Raw genomic sequence first — 19,409 nt, 5'->3', positions numbered from 1 at the left:
AAGGGGTCCCTACAATTAACGTACGCCGCCGTGGATCAACTGCAGGCGATGCTGTTGCGGGTAATCGTCGGTAATACGCCGCTGTTGCAGCAGCCAGCAAAGCTGCTCGACATCGTGCCGACCGGCGTCAAACAGCAGCCCGACAACGCTGCCGCTGTGCGCCACGTTAAGGCCATAAATCCCGCTGTGTCTGACGATCGTCAGTAGCTCGTCAAACCTGGGTTTAGGTAACAGTTGCTGGTTGGCGCAGGCGCTGAGCGTGGTGGCTTCGCCCAGCTTGTGATGGTCGCGATCCTGCATTGCCTGAGAAAATAGCGCCCAGGATTGGGACAGGGTGGCGGCCTGCTCCAACAGGCTTTGGCGACGATCGCGGCGGTGGTAATCGGCGGTATTCAGACGTTGTGGGCTTTCCAACAGCAGGATATCAATGTTGGGTAACCATTCGTTGGGGCGTTGGGTGGCCGCCGTCTGATGATCGAATAACGTCAATTGGCGAAACAGCGTGCTGTCGGTAGGTTCCAGCTTTACGCAGAGCGTGGCCAACGTGTTTTCGTCCAGAGAAACGCCGAAATGGCGCGCCGTGGCCTGGGCGGTGGCGGCAATATCGGCGGTGCTGCTGGCCATGCCTTTCGCCAGCGGAATGCTGGAGTCAAAATCGATGCGCAGCCCCTTGGCTGCCTCGGCGGCAATGCCAAGATGTTGCAGCACATTGACCAGCATCTGGCGCATCAGCGGGCGCTCATGCTTGCTTGGCATTCCGTCGCTAACGTTGACGTGGCTAAACCAGTTGACCGGGCAGGACACCAGCTTTTCACCACCCAGGATCCACCCCTGGATCAATTCACCGCAGGACGCGGGGCATCTCGCCTCAGCCATCCACCAACACCTGTTGTAGCGCGGCGATCAGTTTGCGGTTAGCTTCTTCGCTCTTTATCGCCACCCGGTAATAGTCGGCGGAAAGGCCAGGATAGTTGGCACAGTGGCGGATCAGGATGCGGTGCAGCAATAACGCCTGCTGTAGATCGACGCCGGGCCGCAGGCAGCGTAGCAAAATATAGTTCGCTGCCCCGGGCCAGATGCGTAAATGCGGCAGGGCGCTCAGTGCGTCAAACAGCCACGAACGTTGTGCCGCCAACCATTGATGGGTTTGCTGGATATAGCCGTGATCCTCGAGGATCACTTCACCCGCCAGCGCGGCGTAGGCATTGATGGTCCAGGGTTCGCGCAGCTGTTTCATCTGCTGCAAAGCCGCGCGATCGCTGCTGACCAGATAGCCGAGCCGCAGTCCGGGAATGGCGAAGAATTTGGTCAAAGAGCGCAGGATATACAGCCGGGAATACTCCGCCATTTGCGGGATCAGCCCCGGTGCAGCCGGCAGAAAATCGATAAAGGCTTCATCAACGATCAACGCAATGTCGTGCTGGCGGCAGCAGGCTAAAATGGCCTGTAACAGCGCGGGGTCTGGCATCAGTCCGGTGGGGTTGTTGGGGGTGGCCAGGAACAGGCAGTCTGGCTGGCGTTCGGCCAGCACCTGCAACAGACGCTCATCGGGTTGAAAGCCGCCGGCTTCATCCAACGGATAGTCATCAATCTGGCAGTCAATCCGCTGCAACGCCCGGCGATACTCGGCAAATCCCGGGGTAAGAAGCAGCGCCGTACGGGGGCGTAGGCGCTGGACAATAGCGTAAATCAGTTCGGTGGCCCCGTTACCCGCCATGATATTTTCCGCTGGGCATTGATGAGCCCGTGCCAATGACGCATGCAGACGCCGGTATTCGACATCGGGATAGCATTCGGCGCTGGTCAGTTGCTCGATAATTGCCGCCTTCAGGCTGGCAGGCATGCCCAATGGATTGATATTGGCGCTGAAATCAATAATCTCGGCCGGATCCAGGCCGGTTTTCAACGCCATTTCCAGTACGTTACCACCATGTTCACTCACGGTTTTGCTATTCCTCTGAACCTACTTTGCCAGCAGGATAACATCCCTGAGCGAGTGGCTGGTAATCAGCGTTATTCGGCCATTACCAGGATCTAATCCCTTGTTCTCCAATTGGTCACGCTGTATGTTGCACCACTGAACGATGTCATTAACCTTAATTTTTATGCAATCAATAGACAGCTTGTCCACGGTTACCCACGATACCCTATTGCCGACCGCCAGGTGCGCGCTATGACGCTGCTAGCCTGGTTCGTGGCTTTTCTACTCGACAGTCTGTTAGGTGATCCGCCGCACTGGCCGCATCCGGTGCGCTGGATCGGCAACCTGATCACGGTGCTGCAACGCGCGATCCGCCGGATCTGTCACAGCGAGCGGGCGCTCAAACTTGGCGGCGGGGTGCTGTGGCTGGCCGTCGTCGGGCTGGTCTGGCTGGTAAGTTGGGGCTTTTTAACGCTGATGGGGCATATTCATCCGTGGTTGGGGTGGCTGGCGGAAGTTTGGCTGATCTACACTTTGCTCGCTGGGCGCTGCCTGGAACAGGCGGCGATGGAGGTTTATCACGCGCTGCAAAGTGCCGATCTCGCGCAGAGTCGCCATAAGCTGTCGTGGATTGTCGGGCGGGACACATCGCAACTGGAAGAGCCGCAAATCACCCGGGCGGTGGTGGAGACCGTTGCGGAAAACAGCGTGGATGGCGTGATTGCGCCGCTGTTCTTCCTGCTGCTCGGCGGAGCACCGCTGGCTATGGCCTATAAAGCGGTCAATACCCTTGACTCGATGGTAGGTTATAAAACGCCGAAATACCGTGCTATCGGCTATGTATCAGCGCGGATGGATGACTTCGCCAACGGGTTACCGGCTCGGCTCAGTTGGCTACTGCTGAGCTGTGCGGCCTGGCTGAACGGTTTGGACTACCGTCTGGCGTTACGTATTGGCTGGCGCGATCGCTATCAGCATACCAGCCCCAACTGCGCCTGGCCGGAAGCTACGGTAGCCGGGGCGCTGGGTGTGCGTCTGGGCGGCCCCAACGACTACTTCGGGCAGCGGGTGGAAAAACCGTGGATCGGTGAGGCGAACCGGGAGATTACCTTGGCAGATATTCCCCACAGCACGCGCCTGATGATGACTGCCTCCTGGCTGGCGTTGCTGCTTTTTGCCTTGTTGCGCCTGCTATGGTTGGGCGCTTGACGGAGACCGCATGGATTATCGAAACACCTGGTTGGTGAAATTCGCTGTGCAAGATGGAACAACAGCTTTTTGCGCGACTCAAGCGCGACGCGGAGAAATGTGATGAAACGGTGTGTCATGGTGCAAGGAACGGCATCCGATGTGGGTAAAAGCGTGCTGGTTGCCGGCCTGTGCCGGATTTTCATGCAGGATGGTTATCGCTGTGCGCCGTTCAAGTCGCAGAATATGGCGCTCAACTCTGGTATTACCGCCCGTGGTGAAGAGATGGGCCGGGCGCAGATTTTTCAGGCCGAGGCCGCAGGCATCGCCCCCGATGTGCGGATGAATCCGATACTGCTGAAACCCACCAGCGACTGCAAGGCGCAGGTGGTGCTGATGGGCAAAGTGGCCTGCAATATGGACGCGGTCAGCTATCACGAGTACAAACCGCAGTTGCAGCAACAAATCAGCGAGGTGTACCACAGCCTGGCCAGCGGTTACGACATCATGGTGCTGGAAGGGGCAGGAAGCCCGGCGGAAATCAACCTGCGCGATCGTGACATCGTCAATATGGGTATGGCAGCGATCGCCGATGCGCCGGTGCTGCTGGTGGCCGATATCGATCGCGGCGGGGTGTTTGCCGCCATTTACGGCACGCTGGCCCTGTTGGAACCTGAAGAGAAAGCGCGGGTGAAAGGGGTGATCATCAACAAATTCCGCGGTGATATTGCCTTGCTGTATTCGGGGCTGGAGCAGATCGAAGCCCTGACCGGTGTGCCGATATTGGGCGTGATGCCCTGGCTGAATATCGATCTGGAAGATGAAGACGGTGTGGCGCTGCAAAATGGCAAATATGCCCCAACAGGTAGCCGCGCTGAACTGGATATCGCGGTGTTGCAACTGCCCTATATGTCAAACTTCACCGATTTTAATGCGTTGGCTGCCCAGCCGGACGTGGGGCTGCGCTATGTCACGCATCCGGCGGCGCTGGCCGGTGCCGATCTGGTCATCCTGCCGGGAAGCAAAAATACCCTGAGCGATCTGCAATGGTTGCAACAAAGCGGGCTGGCGGCGGCGTTGCAGGATCAGCACCGGGCCGGAGTATCTATCGTGGGCATTTGCGGCGGCTATCAGATGCTGGGTAAGCATATAGTCGATGGTGTGGAATCCGGTGTGGATCAGATGGCGGGCCTGGGATTGCTGGATGTCACAACCCGGTTCGCGCCGCAAAAAGTCACTACGCAGGTAACCGCACAATGCCAGCCAACACTGCCCGGCGTTTGGTCTGACTGTGGCGAGCAGGACGTGGTTGGTTATGAAATCCATATGGGGACCACTCAGCTAGGGCCGGAGGCAATACCGTTTGCCCGCCTGTCCCTACGCAACGGCCAGCCGGACAGCGCCTTTGATGGGGCGGTGAACGCTGCCGGTAACGTGTTGGGTAGCTACATTCATGGCTTATTCGACAGCGCGCCTTTTTGCCGTTCGTTACTCAACGGGCTGCGCCAGCGTAAAGGGCTGCCCGTTTACGATGGCCCGGCTTTCGACTATGCCGATTACAAGCAGCAACAGTTTGATATCCTGGCCGATAAAATGCGGGAACATATTGATATGGAACAAATTTACCGCTTGATGACCGAACACCAGCAGGCGGTGGCCCGATGATCCTGATCACCGGCGGGGCACGCAGCGGCAAAAGTTCGCTGGCAGAAAGGCTGGCGGCCAGCGTCAGTGACCGGGTGTTGTATATTGCCACTTCGGAGGTGACCGATGAGGAAATGGCTGAGCGGATCAGGCTGCATCGTCAGGCCAGGCCTGCGCACTGGCGTACCTGGGAAGGAAGCCAGCAGTTGGCTAGCGTGATCGACCAACAGGCGGCGGGAGAGGCGGTTATCCTGGAGTGCATTACTACGCTGATCGCCAACCTGATGTTTGAATTGACCGGGGCAACGCCGGTGGAAACCATCGACTTCGCCACGGTAGAAACGGCGATCCAACGGCAAATCGATGAGCTGCTGGCCGCCTGCGCCCGCAGCCCGGCAACGATCTATCTGGTCACCAACGAGTTGGGAATGGGCATCGTGCCGGAAAACCGTTTGGCACGACACTTCCGTGATATTGCCGGGCGCGTTAACCAGCGTTTGGCTGCCGCTGCCGAATCGGTGTTGTTGGTCATTTCAGGTATTGAGGTGAAGATTAAATGAGTTTGCGACTGTTTTGGGCCACCCTGCAATTGATGACGCGTATCCCGCTGCCCGCCAGTTGGACGCAGGGGTTGGCGATGGATAATTACCAGCGAGGCATCGTCGGCTTCCCCTTGATTGGCCTGATTGTTGGCGCGATCGGTGGTGCGGTGTTTACCCTGTTGGCACCCTGGTGTGGGGTGCCGCTGGCGGCGTTGGGCTATCTGCTGGCGCTGGCGCTGGTGACAGGAGCCTTCCACCTCGATGGCTTGGCAGATACCTGTGACGGCGTATTCTCGGCCCGCAGCCGGGAAAAAATGCTGGAGATCATGCGCGACAGCCGTCTTGGTACCAATGGCGGGCTGGCGCTGATTTTTATCGTGGTGGCGAAAGTGCTGGTGATCAGCGAACTGGCGCTGCGCGGTGTACCTATGCTGGCCACGCTGGTAGCAGCGGGAGTGGCTTGCCGGAGTCTAGTAACCGTGATGATGTACCGCCAGCCCTATGCCCGCGAAGGTAACGGGCTGGGCAATCTGTATATCGGCAAAATTAGCGGTGGGCAAACGCTGTTCACTCTGGCGCTGGGGGCGGTATTGGTCGTCTTGCTGGTGCATGGCCAGGGGGTGTTTGCCCTGGGCTGTGCGCTGATCGCCCTGCTGATACTGCGAACCTATCTGCGCCGTCGTTTGGGCGGGCAAACCGGTGACACCTTGGGCGCGGCGATAGAAATTGCCGAACTGGTCTTCTTATTGGCACTGCTGTGAGTGAGCGTGATGCGGCTATTTTTGGTAAGACACGGGCAAACGGCGGCGAATCGGCAGGGCGTATTTTGTGGCATGACCGACTTACCGTTGACCGAGCAAGGTGAGCAGCAGGCACGGCAGGTGGCACTTTGGCTGGCCGAGGTGTCTTTTACCCAGGCGATCAGCAGTGAATTGTTACGTGCCCGGCATACTGCCGAGATCGTGCTTGGGCAACGGGAACTGGCGATCCAGCCGGACGGCGGCTTTAACGAAATGAATTTTGGCGACTGGGAAATGCGCCATCACCAGGATTTACAGCAGCAGGATACGGCGGCCTGGGCCGATTGGGTGGCGGATTGGCAACAGGCATGCCCGCCAGCCGGGGAGTCTTTTCCGCTGTTTTCACAGCGAATTAGCCAGCAGGCCGAACGCTTGCTGGCCGAACAGAGCGATGGCGATCGTCTGCTGGTGGCGCATCAAGGCTCCCTGAGCCTGCTGCTGGCCGGGTTGCTACAGTTGCCCGCCGCCGGAATGTGGCACTTCCCGTTTACCCAGGGCGCCTACAGCGTGCTGGATATCAACCAGGGCTTTGTCACGCTAAAAGTATTTAACAGCCAGGCTCATTGGCAGCCTGCCACCAGAGAATAAAGTTATGCAAACACTGTCATCGTTAATCGACCTGATTAAGCCGTTGGACGCGGCCGCCATGCAACAGGCTGCGGCCAGGATTGATGGCTTGCTGAAGCCACCGGGCAGCCTTGGCCGTCTGGAGCAGTTGGCGACGCAGTTAGCCGGGATGCGCGGGTTCAGCGGCATGGATGCCAGCCGCAAGCAGGTTATCGTCATGATGGCCGATCACGGCGTTTATGACGAAGGCGTAGCGGTGTCGCCGCGTGAAGTGACGATGATCCAGGCGTTGAATATGGTGAAAGGCAATACCGGCGTCTGCGTGTTGGCGGCCAATGCCGGTGCTGAAGTGAAGCTGGTGGATGTCGGTATCGACAGCGACCCACTGCCGGGCCTGATCAACATGAAAGTAGCGCGGGGCAGCGGCAACATTGCTCGCGGGGCGGCAATGACTCGCCAGCAGGCGGAGGAGTTGCTGTTAGCCACGGCTCAGCTGACGCTGGAACAGGCGGCGCTTGGCGTTAAACTGTTTGGCGTTGGGGAGCTGGGGATGGCCAATACCACGCCAGCGGCAGCGTTAGTCAGCGTGTTTACCGGCCGCGAGCCGCAAGAGGTTGTCGGCATTGGCGCCAATTTGCCCAGCGATCGTTTGCATCACAAGGTGGAAGTGGTGCGTCGGGCCATTGAGGTCAACCAGCCGGATACCGAAGATGCGCTGGACGTATTGGCTAAGCTCGGCGGCTACGATCTGGTGGGAATGGCTGGGGTGATGTTGGGGGCTGCGGCAGCCGGTTTGCCGGTGATCCTCGACGGTTTCCTGTCTTATGCTTCTGCGCTGGCGGTCTGCGGCATCGCGCCACAGGCTCGCGATTATCTGCTGCCGTCTCATTTCTCTGCGGAGAAGGGCGCGGCTGCGGCACTTGAGCATCTGCAATTAGCGCCTTATCTGCACCTGGATATGCGACTGGGGGAGGGCAGCGGTGCCGCCATCGCCATGCATATCGTGGATGCGGCCTGCGTGATGTATAGCCAGATGGGATCGCTGGCGGACAGTAATATCGTGATCCCAGGCAGCGCGACCTAACCTGCTGACTAGCTTAATGGGCGCAGCATGTGAATGAACTGCGCCCGTTGATGCTTATGAATTACGCGGTTTGCAAGCTGGTTGCCCGGTTAAACAGGCGTTTGAACAGCCAGTAAATCACGCTGGCCGCCAGCAGTGAGTTAATGGTTGGTACACCCCATTCGGTAACCAGACCGATCACGCTGCCGACAATGCTGGCGATTATCGCCGCCCAGCCGATCAGTGGAGTTTGCTGCGGTAGTTGCCCAAGCTGCCGGCTGGCGTCCAACGCATCGCGGTGGCTGCGCAGCACGAAATAATCCACCAGCATCACGCCGAGGATTGGCGGGAATACCACACCCAGAATGGTCAGGAAATCCACGAACCGATCCAGAATACCCAATACCGAAAGCAGAGTGCCCAACAAACCGATAACCACTGTGGTCGCGGTATATTTCAGCTTTTTGCCGGTAATGCCTTCAACCGCATTGACCACCCCCAACGATGACGAATAGAGATTCAGGTCGTTAACGCGCAAGGTAGAGAACACCACGACCAGCAAACCGATACCGCCTGCGCTCTGGGCCATGATCGTCACCACGTCTGCGGTACCGAGCGTTTTGGCGATAAAAATGGCCAGGCCGTTAACCACGAATTCACCGGCAATAATGGTCAACAGCGTAATGCCAAACACGTGGCGCTTGTTTTTAGAGTAGCGGGTCAGGTCTGGGGTCATCAGGCTGGCAACGATGGCACCGCCGACCACGATGGTGATGCCTGCACTGATGGTCATCGCATCCCCCATCGGGGCCAGCAGAATGGCCTCATGCAGTTTCTGACCTGACAGCACGTTATAGGAAATAAAGAACACCAGCAGGATAAACAGTGGCACCGCGATACGTGCGGTGATGCGCAGCGCTTTAAAACCGAAAGCGACCAACACCGTCAAAAACAGGCCCGACAGTGAGGCTGCCAATGGGAAACCCAGGCGATCGCCCAAGGCAAAGTTAAGCGACTTGGCAAAGATGGCGTTCTGAATGCCAAACCAGCCTAACAGACTCACGGCCACCACCAGGCCGATAAGCACGGAACCTATACGGCCAAAGCCACACCAGCGGGCCAGCAGGCTGCCGGAAATCCCTTCGCGCATCCCCGCCAGGCCCAGCCCGAAGGTGACTACCCCAAAGATCAGGCTGCCGATAAAGATGGCGATAAAGGCATCGCTCAGTGTCATTGAGTTGCCCAGCACGGCCCCCAACATAAACTGATCCAGGGCCGTTAGCATACCCATATGCACGATGGCGACGCTGAGAAAGGATACCCGCTTATCCTGTGGTACCCGGCTCAGTGGGTAGTCTTCAATTTTAATCACGATAATCTCTCGTTATTCTTAAATAAATTGGATGCCTTTTTCAATCAGGCGTACTGGAATGTAGCTGTCCAAATGCACCAGTTTGCAGTACTCCTCGAACTGTTGGAGCGTATGCACATCGGCTTTTTGGTAGATGTTGTAGATCCGGTTTTCTATGGTTTTATTAGTGACGTTATATAACCTGGCAATCTCTTTGTTGGTGTAGCGTTGCAGCATCAAAAAGATGATATCCAGCTCCGATTGGGTAAAGGTCTGGATGCTGACCTCGGTCGTCAGGACGCTGGGTTTTTGCTGGTTGATATATTTTAGCGGTGAAAGACTGTCCAGCGGGCGGGCGTTCCACATGGTGCCGACCAGTTCTTCCTTGTCGTTATAAATAGGCAGTTTTTCGCTGACATAAGGGACCAGGCTGTCGCTGCCGTACCAGAAGTGGGTTTCGATAACCGCGACGCGATCCCGTGTCCCTTCGGTTTTACGATCGTGCTCCTGAAAATCAGGCGAAAATTCCGCCCAATCGGCAGGGAATTCGGCATCCAGCTTGCCCGCGATATCGAAATCGAGAGGCGTATTGGTATAAAGGTAGGCCGCCTTGTTCATATAAATATGGCGTGAGGATAAATCTTTAATGCCCCAAGGCTCATTTAAATGCCCCATCATGGTGATGAGGCCTTTTAAATATAATTCATTGCTCTGCCAAAATGAATCCATGTGAACCTCTTAGCCTCAGCGCGATCAGATGTTTTTTGCTAAATAGATACGGGTATGGCGATGCGCATAGCCGGCTAAATTGCCATAAGGTTGGTACCCCAGCTTTTCGTAAAATGCCTGCGCCTGGAAACTGAAGGTATCGACATAGGCCATATGGCAACCGCGCTTCACGGCTTCCTGTTCCGCTTGCAGCATCAGGTCACGACCATAGCCTTTTTTGCGATACTCGTCACCGACCCAGAGATACTGTACTTCTAATCCCCCCCACCAGGTTCTGGCAACTAATCCGGCGACAATCTGCCCATCATCATCGGTGACGGTCAGGAATAACGGATGAATATCTACCGCATCATACTGGTGATTATGCGCCCAGAGGCTGTCTATCACGAACTCTTCGTCCTGCGGATTAGGGGTATCCGTAACGTTAATCTTCATGGCTAATCGTTCCTTTTCATGCTAATAATTCAAACTGTCATAAAGGTAGTTGTATTGATTAGCTTTAGTTAACATTTATTGTCATTGATTACAAGGGTGTTTTTCACCTGTTTCCCTGGTGGCGAAAAATGGGTATGTTGTGCCGAGAGACGGGAATTGTTGACCTTTCTCAAGAGTATATCGAAAAGAAAATATTGTGCTTCACCAGGGAACGCCCTTTAGGGCAGAGGGTAATGACTAGAGCAAGCTAACTTGCCAACAGCATTATGCCTCACAGAATATGTAGTAAGACTTATCATCACCTCGTAGTCATGACCTGCGCAAAGCAGCGGGTTGGATCCCGCTGCTTTACCGCACAATCCGCGCCGATATCGTATAATTACCTGTTAATCACCGCGTTTGCTGGTGTTCCTCGCCTCAAGTGGCTCCACTGGGGTATTATGGCGGAACGACCGAATTCGCGGCCAGTTCGCAACAGGTGAGCAAGTATTGATGGCATTATGAAAACACTTAAGCCGCGCCGCCCGCATGGGAGGTGGATCTACTACATTCTGCACGAAGATATTCTGTGGCCCTGCCCGGTGAAATGGGAGTGGGAAGACAGTTTCGACGCGTGGTTGCCTTTTTACTACTCGCCTACGCTGGAGTTTGTGGCGGGCGATCCGGCGAAAGCCGTCAAGGTGACGAAACTCCAAACGCCGGGCTTGCTGCCGAAACGCCTGGAGTACGCCTGAGAGGAGAGTTGATCTTCCGGTGCCTGGCGCCGATCCCCGCAAAACCCCCCATCAGATCGTAAATCCCCCGTGTCCGCTGCGGAACCGTTTTTCTAGCACCGCTCAGTTGAGTAAATCGTGAACGGTACGGCGTACATAGTGGGTCATTTGTGCCAAGTCTTCGGGCGCGACTGGGCCACCGCCGGCTAACACCACCTGCTGTTCGATCTGAGCGATCTCTTGCTCAACCCGATTGGCGATCTGTACCTTGACGATCTTGTCTACCGATGACAACAGAACTTTCAACACCACTTTCAGCGCAATATTTTCGCAGAATGAATCGTAGGCGTGGGCTGTTGGCGCCGCTTCTACCGCCGGTGGCGGCATGCGTGGGGCCATAGCCTTGAAACTGTCTACATTTTCAATAATAAGATCCATGTCTCTTATTAGTTCATCAAAATCTTTAGACACTGACTTATTTCCCTTTGCAATACGCAAAAAATTGAACGCCTGGCTTTGGTAGGCAGCCGGGCGGACACAGCATGAATCGACCGGACGTTCAGCGGATGAGCGGTAGGTTGAGCGGCATTTTAACCCTGCCAGGGGGCCGCAAACAAGATAGGGATGACGGATGATTTAATTGCTATATATCACTGATGGTGATGGTTTGTTGGCTGCCCATACGGAGGGGATGCTGCAGGGAGTTCTGTTAGCCGGGGAGGGATAAATAATGCGAATGGCATCCAGATAAACGCTCAGAGCGTAACCTATCGGGCGTCATACAGGCTAAACTTGAGGAGCAAATATCAACACAGGGAGGAGATATGGAACCTGAACGTGGCATTAAGCGAGTGATACTTTCTGATGGCGCTATCAAACATGTGGTGGTGGAGGATGCCATGGGCAACGAACGAACCTTGGCCGCCAGGGATTATATTTCTGAGGGAATTCAACCCCCGTTGGAAAAACTGCCGGAAGTGCCTGCGCAGGAAGACTAACAAGGTTCAGGGAGATTGGCTGCCACCCCTTGGCATCGGGTGGCGTTTCCTACCATCGGACCGGCATACTGTTGCCGTTTGCTGACCTTTACCCCCATACTGGTAGAAATTGTGCAATCTAGTGCACCCAGCAGGAAGGGCAAGTCAGTGTCAACGGTCAAGAAAAACGCTATCCCCACGCTGTTTTTGAAAATCAAACCCCAGGAAGCCGTGTTGGTCCTGATCACCATGATCTGGGGCGGCACCTTTTTGGCCGTGCATCAGGCGATGTTGGTCAGCGGGCCATTCTTTTTTGTCGGGCTGCGGTTTGGTACCGCGACGCTGGCGCTGGTGCTGTTTTCCCTGCGTTCACTGCGGGGGATGACATGGTACGAAATCAAGGCCGGAGTGTTTATCGGCACCTCGATCATGGTTGGCTACGGCCTGCAAACCATGGGGTTGCAAACCATTACCAGCAGCCAGTCGGCGTTTATTACCGCCATGTACGTGCCGATTGTGCCGTTATTGCAGTGGCTGGTGCTGGGCCGCATGCCGGGGATTATGTCCTGGATTGGCATTTTACTGGCCTTTATCGGGCTGATGCTGTTGAGTGGGCCGGACAGTTCCAGCCTGGCATTCAGCGGTGGTGAGTTCCTGACCCTGGTCAGTGCGTTGGCTATCGCCATCGAGGTGATTTTGATCGGCGCGTTTGCGGGCAAGGTCAACGTGCGGCGGGTGACCATCGTACAGCTTGCGACGGCATCGCTGTTATCGTTTGTGATGATGGTCCCTACCGGGGAGTCAGTGCCGGCATTTTCCCACTATCTGCTGTACAGCGCGATAGGGCTGGGGCTCGCCAGTGCGGTGATCCAACTGACGATGAACTGGGCACAGCGCAGCGTTTCGCCGACTCGTGCAACGGTCATTTATGCCGGTGAGCCGGTATGGGCGGGGATTGTCGGCCGTATTGCCGGTGAACGTTTGCCAGGGTTGGCCTTGATGGGTGCGGGATTGATTGTGCTGGGGGTGATTGTCAGTGAAATACGTATCCGGCGTAAACCAAAGCCAGCAGAATTGACGTGAAAAAAACGCCGCGTTGCTACGCGGCGTTGCAATAATCCGGTTAGGCTGCCTTTTTACGGCGGACAAATTGATAACCGATCCCCAGAATGATAAACCACAGCGGCGTGACGACCAGCGCCTGCCGTGTATCTTCGCGCAGCGTCAACAACACCAGCACAAACACGAAGAACGCCATACATACCCAGCACATCAACTTACCGGCAGGCATCTTGTAGATCGATTTCTGGTGTAGCGCCGGGCGTTGCTTACGGTAGACCAGGTATGAGCACAGAATAATGGTCCAGACGAACATGAACAGAATGGCCGACACGGTGGTCACCAGCGTGAATACGGTCATCACGTTCGGGATCAGGTAGATCAGCACCACGCCGCCCAGCAGACAGATACAGGAGAAGGTCAGACCGTTCGCCGGTACCGCACGTTTGGACAGGTTGGCAAAGGATTTAGGTGCATCACCTTCCTGCGCCAGCCCGAACAGCATACGGCTGGTGGAGAACACGCCGCTGTTGGCTGAAGAGGCGGCAGAGGTCAGCACCACGAAGTTGATCACGCTGGCTGCCGCTGGCAGACCGATCAGCACGAACAGTTCTACGAACGGGCTCTTATCGGCCACCACCGAACTCCACGGCGTGACGGACATGATCACGATCAGCGCAAAGACGTAGAACATGATGATGCGGATTGGGATGGAGTTGATGGCGCGCGGCAGCACTTTTTCTGGATCTTTGGTTTCTGCGGCGGTAGTCCCCACCAGTTCGATGCCGACAAAGGCAAACACCGCAATCTGGAAGCCGGCAAAGAAGCCGCTGATACCTTTCGGGAACATGCCGCCGTCATTCCATAAATGGGAGAAGGAGGCTACGCTGCCGGTTGGGGATTCAAAGTGCATTGCCACCATCACCAGACCGGCGATGATCAGGCCGACAATTGCGACGATTTTGATCATCGCAAACCAGAATTCCATCTCACCGAACATTTTCACCGTTGCCAGGTTCAGGCTGAGCAACAGCAGCACGCACAGCAGTGAAGCAATCCATTGGGACAGATCGGGGAACCAGAACTGTGCATAGGCGGTGATGGCCACCACGTCGGCAATGCCGGTGACCACCCAGCAGAACCAGTAAGTCCAACCGGTGAAGAACCCTGCCCAAGGGCCGAGCAGATCGGCGGCAAAGTCGCTGAAGGATTTGTACTGCAAGTTTGAGAGCAGCAGCTCGCCCATCGCACGCATCACGAAGAACAGCATAAAGCCGATGATCATGTAGACGAAGATGATGGAAGGCCCGGCCAGACTGATGGTCTTACCGGAACCCATAAACAAACCTGTACCAATGGCACCGCCGATAGCGATCAGCTGGATATGTCGGTTTGAGAGGTTTCGCCTTAGGTGATCTTCTGATCCGGGCGCGGCGTCCACTGCTATTTTAGAATGATCTACCATCGTTTGCTGTCCTGTTTTACCTGTCATGAGTGGAATGGCGAGCTCTGATATGGCTCTTTTTTATCTGTATGGGCCGGTTTTTCCGACAAAAGTTAAGGTAACTCAATATCACCACCTTTGTGCAACATATTTACAACATAATTGGGTGGGATTAAAGCCGATTATTCTTTACTCAGGGGAGGCAAATCGGACGTTCAGGGGGCGGAAGATTACTCTTTACCGGGGCAAATGAACAGTGGCGGTAGGCGTTATCTTATTGATTAAACAGGGGCTTATAAAATTCGCATGAGAAAAACTAATGCTAAAGTGCGAGTAAACTAATCCTGACGCCTGTCTGGGGGGTAGGGGAAGATAATCGGCATGACGCCTGGAGCAGTTGAGTTCTAATCAGTTTATGGCAGCGGCTGGCGCGGCTTGGCAGAGGATTGCCGGGGGTAACGCGCACATTTCGCCGGTTTTGCGGTTCAAATCACAAAAGTAAAAATCATTGGTTGAGCAACAGCTGGGGAAACCAGCGTGAGCATCGGCCGATCACAAAAGCATCATAAACTGGTTCTCGCTCCTGGTGGCAAGCGGTAAGCTATGCTCATCACGGTAACCACAGAAGGGATGGAATATGTACAAGACCATTTTAGTACCGGTAGATATCGCAGAAGACGTATTGACTGAACATGCACTCGAACACGTGGTGTATCTGGCCAAGATGTCCGGGGCCAAGGTGCATTTCTTCCATGCCTTGCCGGATGCTTCGGCGTTTGTGACCGCCTATTCGTTTGGCATCAAAGAGTTTGAAAACCAGGCAGAAGTGAAAGCCATCGAGGGGCTGAAGAAGATCATGGCGGCGATCGACCTGCCGTTGGAACGTCTTTCTTATACCATCAGCTTCGGTTCACCACGCGACGAGGTGCTGCAACTTGCCGAGGAGATCGAAGCCGACCTGATCGTGATCGGTTCCCGCCGTCCAAGCGTCAAAACCTACCTGCTCGGCTCGAATGCGGCCGCCATTGTCCGCCACGCCAAAATTTCGGTGATGGTTGTCAGATAAAGGGGCGTTAACGTTTCAGTCAAACCCGGCCCGTGCCCTGCGGGCCGATTACCCCAAATAAAAACGCTGACAGATTGCAGGTATCTATCGATACCTGCACAACGGGTGGCTACTTGTCAGTAAATCCAGGCCAGGCAGGGTTATTTATTCGGGAAATGAACAATATTGGGGTAATAAAAATCCCACAATATTATTAATGTTTAAATGGGAGTAATCCTATTGTTGTTTATTCATTGGTGAGAAATTAACTGCGAGGGAATGTTGATTTAGGCAATGACTGTAGCATTCTTTTACGAAACTTATCATTTAAGGGCTAGGCATGTGTTACTTTACGGTTATCGCCAAATCGCTATCAGACCCCAGATGGGCGGCCTGATAGCACCCGGACTATTGACGGTAGGCGTGCTTGATCTGCTGAATGCTGTTCTTGAAAATTTCAGCCTGATCCTGATCATCGACCTGAGCGGCAAAACGCTCCAGATTAATGATCACTTTACCGGCATCGGCTTGGCCAATTGCCTTTAATATCAGCGTCAAAGTCGCTTTAAGGCAGGCAACTTCGGTGGCCAGCGCTTCCGGGTTTGCAGACGTAGTGAAGTCAACGTTACTCATTTTATCTCCTGATTTTTAAGGCGTTAGCCTGAAATGAAATGTGGTTTGATGCTCAACTACCGGTTGCCGACCCACCCCCGGCAGGCTCCCGAGCCTCATTTAGGGCGCGGAGTATAGCATAGCATTGGCGGATGGTATCGTGTGAGGCCGGTTGGCAGGGGCTTCCAGCCGGTAAGGGGGGGAAGAAAGGGCATTTTTTGCCACTGGTGGTGTAATTCCTTCGCATACTCATTTATAGTTAGCGATGGGATATGTGCCCAAGAGCATTGGGACTTATAAAACGTATTACTGGCTTAATTCGACGCTGTGAATAACTATTTTCTCTGCAAGCTATTGACATTTAAGTGCGTTATTTTGATTGGAAATGTCACCCTTTTCGCCGTCAACAATGGTTATGTATTCTGAATAAGGGTTTCCCTACAGCGGTTTGTTCGTGATTAAAAATGGCGTAAGTTTGTTATATTTTTGTAATTCATATGGTTACGAGTGATAATTGGCCGCGTAGTTATTATCTGGTTTACAGGAAATGGCGATTAATTTTCCCGCCAGATGGCGCAAAATGGCGTATCATAGTGGTATTGTATTGAGCCTAATAGGTTTGATGGTTTTTTATCCGCTAACCAGTGGGTTAATCGTAACCATGGTGGAGCAGGGTTCTGCAACGCTGGCCCGAGTTAACCGAGAGTAAGTATTAATCTGTATTCATTCTTTGCTGGAAACCAAGTAATATCTGTTTCGATGACAGAGGCTGATTGATTGCGTTACTCCCCTATTTTGGAGAATTTTCCTTGATTAGCGTTCTTCTTGTTGATGACCACGAACTGGTGCGCGCAGGGATACGACGCATTCTGGAAGATATCAAAGGCATTAAAGTTGTTGGCGAAGCACAATGCGGCGAAGATGCCGTCAAATGGTGCCGCGGCAACTCTGCTGATATCGTTTTGATGGATATGAATATGCCGGGTATTGGGGGGCTGGAAGCCACCCGTAAGATTGTGCGTTACACGCCCGATATCAAGGTCATCATGTTGACCATTCATACTGAGAACCCGTTGCCTGCCAAGGTGATGCAGGCTGGTGCGGCTGGCTATCTGAGCAAAGGCGCTGCACCGCAAGAGGTGATTAACGCGATTCGCTCGGTACATGCAGGCCAGCGTTACATCGCTTCCGACATCGCACAGCAAATGGCATTAAGCCAGTTGGAGCCGCAGGCGGAAAACCCGTTCAGCACCTTGTCTGAGCGTGAGCTACAAATTATGTTGATGATCACTAAAGGGAAGAAAGTGAATGAGATCTCGGAGCAGCTGAATCTCAGCCCTAAAACGGTGAATAGTTATCGTTATCGTATGTTCACCAAGCTGAATATTAGCGGGGATGTTGAATTGACCCACTTGGCGATCAGACACGGGTTGTTCAACGCGGAGACATTGTTAAGCAGTGAATGATCGTTTTGATGCTCAAGCATTTCTTAAAACCGTCACCAGCCAGCCTGGCGTTTACCGTATGTATGATCTGACAGGGACGGTGATCTACGTTGGCAAAGCCAAGGATCTGAAAAAACGTCTCGCGAGCTATTTTCGCACCCAGGTCAGTAGCCGCAAGACGGAAACGCTAGTCAAAAATATCGCGCAAATAGATGTTACCGTTACACATACGGAAACCGAGGCGTTATTGCTGGAGCATAATTATATCAAGCTGTATCAGCCACGATATAATGTTCTGTTGCGCGATGATAAATCCTATCCGCTGATCTTTTTAAGTGCCGATAGCCATCCACGGCTGACGGTGCACCGTGGTGCCAAGCATGCCAAAGGTGAATACTTTGGCCCATTCCCCAATTCTTACGCCGTGCGTGAAACGCTAGCGCTACTGCAAAAGTTGTTCCCCGTGCGTCAGTGTGATAATAGCGTTTACCGTAATCGCTCCCGTCCTTGCCTGCAGTATCAGATTGGTCGTTGTCTGGGGCCATGTGTTGCCGGTTTGGTGAGTGAGGAAGACTATCGCCAGCAAGTGGACTATGTGCGGCTGTTTTTATCCGGCAAGGATCAGCAGGTGTTGCACCAACTGATTGCGCGGATGGAAAACGCCAGCAAGTTGCTTAATTTTGAAGAGGCGGCACGTATCCGCGATCAGATCCAGGCGGTACGGCGGGTAACGGAGAAGCAGTTTGTCTCGGGCGACAGCGACGATCTCGACGTGATCGGCGTGGCCTTCGATGCGGGCATGGCTTGCGTACACGTGCTATTTATTCGCCAGGGCAAGGTGTTAGGCAGCCGCAGCTACTTCCCGAAAGTGCCGGGTGGCACAGAACTGAGTGAAGTGGTGCAAACCTTCGTAGGTCAGTTCTACCTGCAAGGCAGCCAGGCGCGCACTTTACCATCGGAGATCTTGCTGGACTTTACGTTACCGGAAAAAGATCTGCTGGCTAGCTCGCTAAGCGAACTGGCGGGCCGCAAGATCCAGATTCAGAGCAAGCCGCGTGGCGATCGTGCCCGCTATCTGAAACTGGCGCGGACCAATGCCTCTACGGCGCTGGTTACCAAGCTTTCTCAACAATCGACCATCCATCAGCGGTTGGCAGAACTGGCCAAGACGCTGAATCTGCCCGAAATTAACCGGATGGAATGCTTCGATATCAGCCACACGATGGGTGAGCAGACGGTTGCTTCCTGCGTGGTGTTCGACGGCAACGGCCCGTTGCGCTCGGAGTATCGGCGCTACAATATTACCGGTATCACGCCGGGCGATGACTATGCCGCCATGGCGCAAGTGCTGAAACGGCGCTATGGTAAAGCATTGGAAGAAAGCAAAATCCCGGACGTCATCTTTATTGATGGGGGTAAGGGTCAACTGGGTATGGCGATCGACGTGTTCAATTCGTTGAACGTCACCTGGGACAAGCACAAACCGTTGCTGATTGGCATCGCGAAAGGAACCGATCGCAAAGCCGGCCTGGAGACGTTGTTCTTCGTGCCAGAGGGGGAGGGGATTTCACTGCCTTCGGACTCGCCGGCATTGCACGTGATCCAGCATATTCGTGATGACTCACACAACCATGCGATCGCCGGCCATCGTCAGAAACGGGCGAAAGTGAAAAACACCAGCGCCTTGGAACTGATCGACGGCGTTGGGCCAAAACGGCGTCAGGTGCTGTTGAAGTATATGGGTGGACTTCAACCATTATTGAACGCCAGCGTAGAGGAAATTGCAAAAGTGCCGGGTATTTCACAAGCATTGGCAGAAAAGATCTACAATGCATTGAAACACTGAGGGCAATGTAGCAACATACTCTTAATTT

The 19,409-nt window shown here is 54.4% G+C and carries 20 protein-coding genes; 12 read left to right on the top strand and 8 right to left on the bottom strand.

Features of this window, described 5'->3' with window-relative positions; translation table 11 throughout:
- Positions 1–15: 15 nt before the first annotated feature.
- Together ACRDCA_RS12815 and cobD are read right to left on the bottom strand one after the other, a co-directional pair.
- Complete coding sequence (locus ACRDCA_RS12815; protein ID WP_438689849.1) at positions 16–876, bottom strand: GHMP family kinase ATP-binding protein; 861 nt, start codon at positions 874–876, stop codon at positions 16–18.
- The gene (cobD, locus tag ACRDCA_RS12810) at positions 869–1,942 is read right to left on the bottom strand and encodes a threonine-phosphate decarboxylase CobD (protein WP_438689848.1); all 1,074 of its coding nucleotides are present in this window, start codon (positions 1,940–1,942) and stop codon (positions 869–871) included. The genes ACRDCA_RS12815 and cobD overlap by 8 nt, the downstream gene beginning before the upstream one ends.
- 231 nt (positions 1,943–2,173) lie before the next feature.
- On the opposite strand from cobD, the gene cbiB reads away from it, so the two are divergent.
- The 6 genes from cbiB to cobT all read left to right on the top strand — a co-directional run bounded on the left by cbiB (position 2,174) and on the right by cobT (position 7,746).
- A complete protein-coding gene (gene cbiB, locus ACRDCA_RS12805; protein WP_438689847.1) occupies positions 2,174–3,130 on the top strand; it encodes an adenosylcobinamide-phosphate synthase CbiB in 957 nt (318 codons plus the stop codon).
- Positions 3,131–3,232: 102 nt separating this feature from the next.
- Entirely contained in the window at positions 3,233–4,774 is a 1,542-nt protein-coding gene (locus tag ACRDCA_RS12800; protein WP_438689846.1) for a cobyric acid synthase, read from the top strand.
- Complete coding sequence (gene cobU / locus ACRDCA_RS12795) at positions 4,771–5,313, top strand: bifunctional adenosylcobinamide kinase/adenosylcobinamide-phosphate guanylyltransferase (RefSeq protein ID WP_438689845.1); 543 nt, start codon at positions 4,771–4,773, stop codon at positions 5,311–5,313. The genes ACRDCA_RS12800 and cobU overlap by 4 nt, the downstream gene beginning before the upstream one ends.
- On the top strand, positions 5,310–6,056 hold the full coding sequence (gene cobS / locus ACRDCA_RS12790; RefSeq protein WP_438689844.1) for an adenosylcobinamide-GDP ribazoletransferase: 747 nt from the start codon (positions 5,310–5,312) through the stop codon (positions 6,054–6,056). Before cobU ends, cobS begins: the two co-directional genes overlap by 4 nt.
- A gap of 9 nt (positions 6,057–6,065) precedes the next feature.
- Positions 6,066–6,683 (top strand): adenosylcobalamin/alpha-ribazole phosphatase, encoded by a 618-nt coding sequence (locus tag ACRDCA_RS12785; RefSeq protein WP_438689843.1) that lies wholly within the window; start codon positions 6,066–6,068, stop codon positions 6,681–6,683.
- 4 nt (positions 6,684–6,687) lie between these two features.
- A complete protein-coding gene (gene cobT, locus ACRDCA_RS12780) occupies positions 6,688–7,746 on the top strand; it encodes a nicotinate-nucleotide--dimethylbenzimidazole phosphoribosyltransferase (RefSeq protein WP_438689842.1) in 1,059 nt (352 codons plus the stop codon).
- A 61-nt stretch (positions 7,747–7,807) separates the two neighbouring features.
- On the opposite strand, the gene ACRDCA_RS12775 is transcribed toward cobT, so the two are convergent.
- The 3 genes from ACRDCA_RS12775 to ACRDCA_RS12765 are packed head-to-tail and all read right to left on the bottom strand — an operon-like array spanning position 7,808 to position 10,240.
- Positions 7,808–9,097, bottom strand: a complete 1,290-nt coding sequence (locus ACRDCA_RS12775; protein WP_438689841.1) for a cytosine permease — start codon at positions 9,095–9,097, stop codon at positions 7,808–7,810.
- An 18-nt stretch (positions 9,098–9,115) separates the two neighbouring features.
- Positions 9,116–9,805 (bottom strand): helix-turn-helix transcriptional regulator, encoded by a 690-nt coding sequence (locus tag ACRDCA_RS12770; protein WP_438689840.1) that lies wholly within the window; start codon positions 9,803–9,805, stop codon positions 9,116–9,118.
- A 24-nt stretch (positions 9,806–9,829) separates the two neighbouring features.
- On the bottom strand, positions 9,830–10,240 hold the full coding sequence (locus tag ACRDCA_RS12765; RefSeq protein WP_025121419.1) for a GNAT family N-acetyltransferase: 411 nt from the start codon (positions 10,238–10,240) through the stop codon (positions 9,830–9,832).
- A gap of 500 nt (positions 10,241–10,740) precedes the next feature.
- On the opposite strand from ACRDCA_RS12765, the gene ACRDCA_RS12760 reads away from it, so the two are divergent.
- Positions 10,741–10,974 (top strand): hypothetical protein, encoded by a 234-nt coding sequence (locus ACRDCA_RS12760; protein WP_438689839.1) that lies wholly within the window; start codon positions 10,741–10,743, stop codon positions 10,972–10,974.
- Positions 10,975–11,076: 102 nt separating this feature from the next.
- Here the strand turns inward: ACRDCA_RS12760 and ACRDCA_RS12755 are convergent, their stop codons facing one another.
- Entirely contained in the window at positions 11,077–11,391 is a 315-nt protein-coding gene (locus tag ACRDCA_RS12755) for a hypothetical protein (protein WP_438689838.1), read from the bottom strand.
- 386 nt (positions 11,392–11,777) lie between these two features.
- On the opposite strand from ACRDCA_RS12755, the gene ACRDCA_RS12750 reads away from it, so the two are divergent.
- Positions 11,778–11,951, top strand: a complete 174-nt coding sequence (locus ACRDCA_RS12750) for a hypothetical protein (RefSeq protein ID WP_198530689.1) — start codon at positions 11,778–11,780, stop codon at positions 11,949–11,951.
- Between the two features lie 147 nt (positions 11,952–12,098).
- Positions 12,099–13,013: a DMT family transporter gene (locus ACRDCA_RS12745; protein WP_438689837.1), complete on the top strand. Its 915-nt coding sequence runs from the start codon at positions 12,099–12,101 to the stop codon at positions 13,011–13,013.
- Positions 13,014–13,053: 40 nt separating this feature from the next.
- Here ACRDCA_RS12745 and cycA read toward each other — a convergent pair whose 3' ends face one another.
- Positions 13,054–14,454 carry a D-serine/D-alanine/glycine transporter gene (gene cycA / locus ACRDCA_RS12740; RefSeq protein WP_438689836.1) on the bottom strand — a complete coding sequence of 467 codons (1,401 nt, stop codon included), beginning with the start codon at positions 14,452–14,454 and terminating at the stop codon, positions 13,054–13,056.
- A 616-nt stretch (positions 14,455–15,070) separates the two neighbouring features.
- On the opposite strand from cycA, the gene ACRDCA_RS12735 reads away from it, so the two are divergent.
- Entirely contained in the window at positions 15,071–15,499 is a 429-nt protein-coding gene (locus ACRDCA_RS12735) for a universal stress protein (protein ID WP_438689835.1), read from the top strand.
- Positions 15,500–15,886: 387 nt separating this feature from the next.
- Here the strand turns inward: ACRDCA_RS12735 and ACRDCA_RS12730 are convergent, their stop codons facing one another.
- Positions 15,887–16,111 carry a DUF2594 family protein gene (locus ACRDCA_RS12730; RefSeq protein ID WP_438689834.1) on the bottom strand — a complete coding sequence of 75 codons (225 nt, stop codon included), beginning with the start codon at positions 16,109–16,111 and terminating at the stop codon, positions 15,887–15,889.
- Positions 16,112–16,899: 788 nt separating this feature from the next.
- Between ACRDCA_RS12730 and uvrY the strand changes: the two genes are divergently transcribed.
- Together uvrY and uvrC are read left to right on the top strand one after the other, a co-directional pair.
- Positions 16,900–17,556 carry a UvrY/SirA/GacA family response regulator transcription factor gene (uvrY, locus tag ACRDCA_RS12725; RefSeq protein ID WP_438689833.1) on the top strand — a complete coding sequence of 219 codons (657 nt, stop codon included), beginning with the start codon at positions 16,900–16,902 and terminating at the stop codon, positions 17,554–17,556.
- Positions 17,549–19,381 (top strand): excinuclease ABC subunit UvrC, encoded by a 1,833-nt coding sequence (gene uvrC, locus ACRDCA_RS12720; RefSeq protein ID WP_438689832.1) that lies wholly within the window; start codon positions 17,549–17,551, stop codon positions 19,379–19,381. The genes uvrY and uvrC overlap by 8 nt, the downstream gene beginning before the upstream one ends.
- Positions 19,382–19,409: the final 28 nt, after the last annotated feature.

It is taken from the genome of Serratia sp. (in: enterobacteria) (assembly GCF_051654945.1).
Classification (GTDB): domain Bacteria; phylum Pseudomonadota; class Gammaproteobacteria; order Enterobacterales; family Enterobacteriaceae; genus Chania.
The sequence above is the reverse complement of the archived record's forward strand: the minus strand, read 5'-3'. Positions and strand labels throughout refer to the sequence as shown.

Excerpts from the sequence above, each read along its gene's own strand:
- cycA (WP_438689836.1), bottom strand. The coding sequence starts at position 14,454 with ATGGTAGATCATTCTAAAATAGCAGTGGACGCCGCGCCCGGATCAGAA.
- ACRDCA_RS12815 (WP_438689849.1), bottom strand. The coding sequence starts at position 876 with ATGGCTGAGGCGAGATGCCCCGCGTCCTGCGGTGAATTGATCCAGGGG.
- ACRDCA_RS12765 (WP_025121419.1), bottom strand. The coding sequence starts at position 10,240 with ATGAAGATTAACGTTACGGATACCCCTAATCCGCAGGACGAAGAGTTC.
- cobS (WP_438689844.1), top strand. The coding sequence starts at position 5,310 with ATGAGTTTGCGACTGTTTTGGGCCACCCTGCAATTGATGACGCGTATC.
- cobT (WP_438689842.1), top strand. The coding sequence starts at position 6,688 with ATGCAAACACTGTCATCGTTAATCGACCTGATTAAGCCGTTGGACGCG.
- cbiB (WP_438689847.1), top strand. The coding sequence starts at position 2,174 with ATGACGCTGCTAGCCTGGTTCGTGGCTTTTCTACTCGACAGTCTGTTA.
- ACRDCA_RS12755 (WP_438689838.1), bottom strand. The coding sequence starts at position 11,391 with ATGGATCTTATTATTGAAAATGTAGACAGTTTCAAGGCTATGGCCCCA.
- ACRDCA_RS12770 (WP_438689840.1), bottom strand. The coding sequence starts at position 9,805 with ATGGATTCATTTTGGCAGAGCAATGAATTATATTTAAAAGGCCTCATC.
- ACRDCA_RS12730 (WP_438689834.1), bottom strand. The coding sequence starts at position 16,111 with ATGAGTAACGTTGACTTCACTACGTCTGCAAACCCGGAAGCGCTGGCC.
- ACRDCA_RS12760 (WP_438689839.1), top strand. The coding sequence starts at position 10,741 with ATGAAAACACTTAAGCCGCGCCGCCCGCATGGGAGGTGGATCTACTAC.
- ACRDCA_RS12750 (WP_198530689.1), top strand. The coding sequence starts at position 11,778 with ATGGAACCTGAACGTGGCATTAAGCGAGTGATACTTTCTGATGGCGCT.
- ACRDCA_RS12785 (WP_438689843.1), top strand. The coding sequence starts at position 6,066 with ATGCGGCTATTTTTGGTAAGACACGGGCAAACGGCGGCGAATCGGCAG.
- ACRDCA_RS12800 (WP_438689846.1), top strand. The coding sequence starts at position 3,233 with ATGAAACGGTGTGTCATGGTGCAAGGAACGGCATCCGATGTGGGTAAA.
- ACRDCA_RS12735 (WP_438689835.1), top strand. The coding sequence starts at position 15,071 with ATGTACAAGACCATTTTAGTACCGGTAGATATCGCAGAAGACGTATTG.
- cobU (WP_438689845.1), top strand. The coding sequence starts at position 4,771 with ATGATCCTGATCACCGGCGGGGCACGCAGCGGCAAAAGTTCGCTGGCA.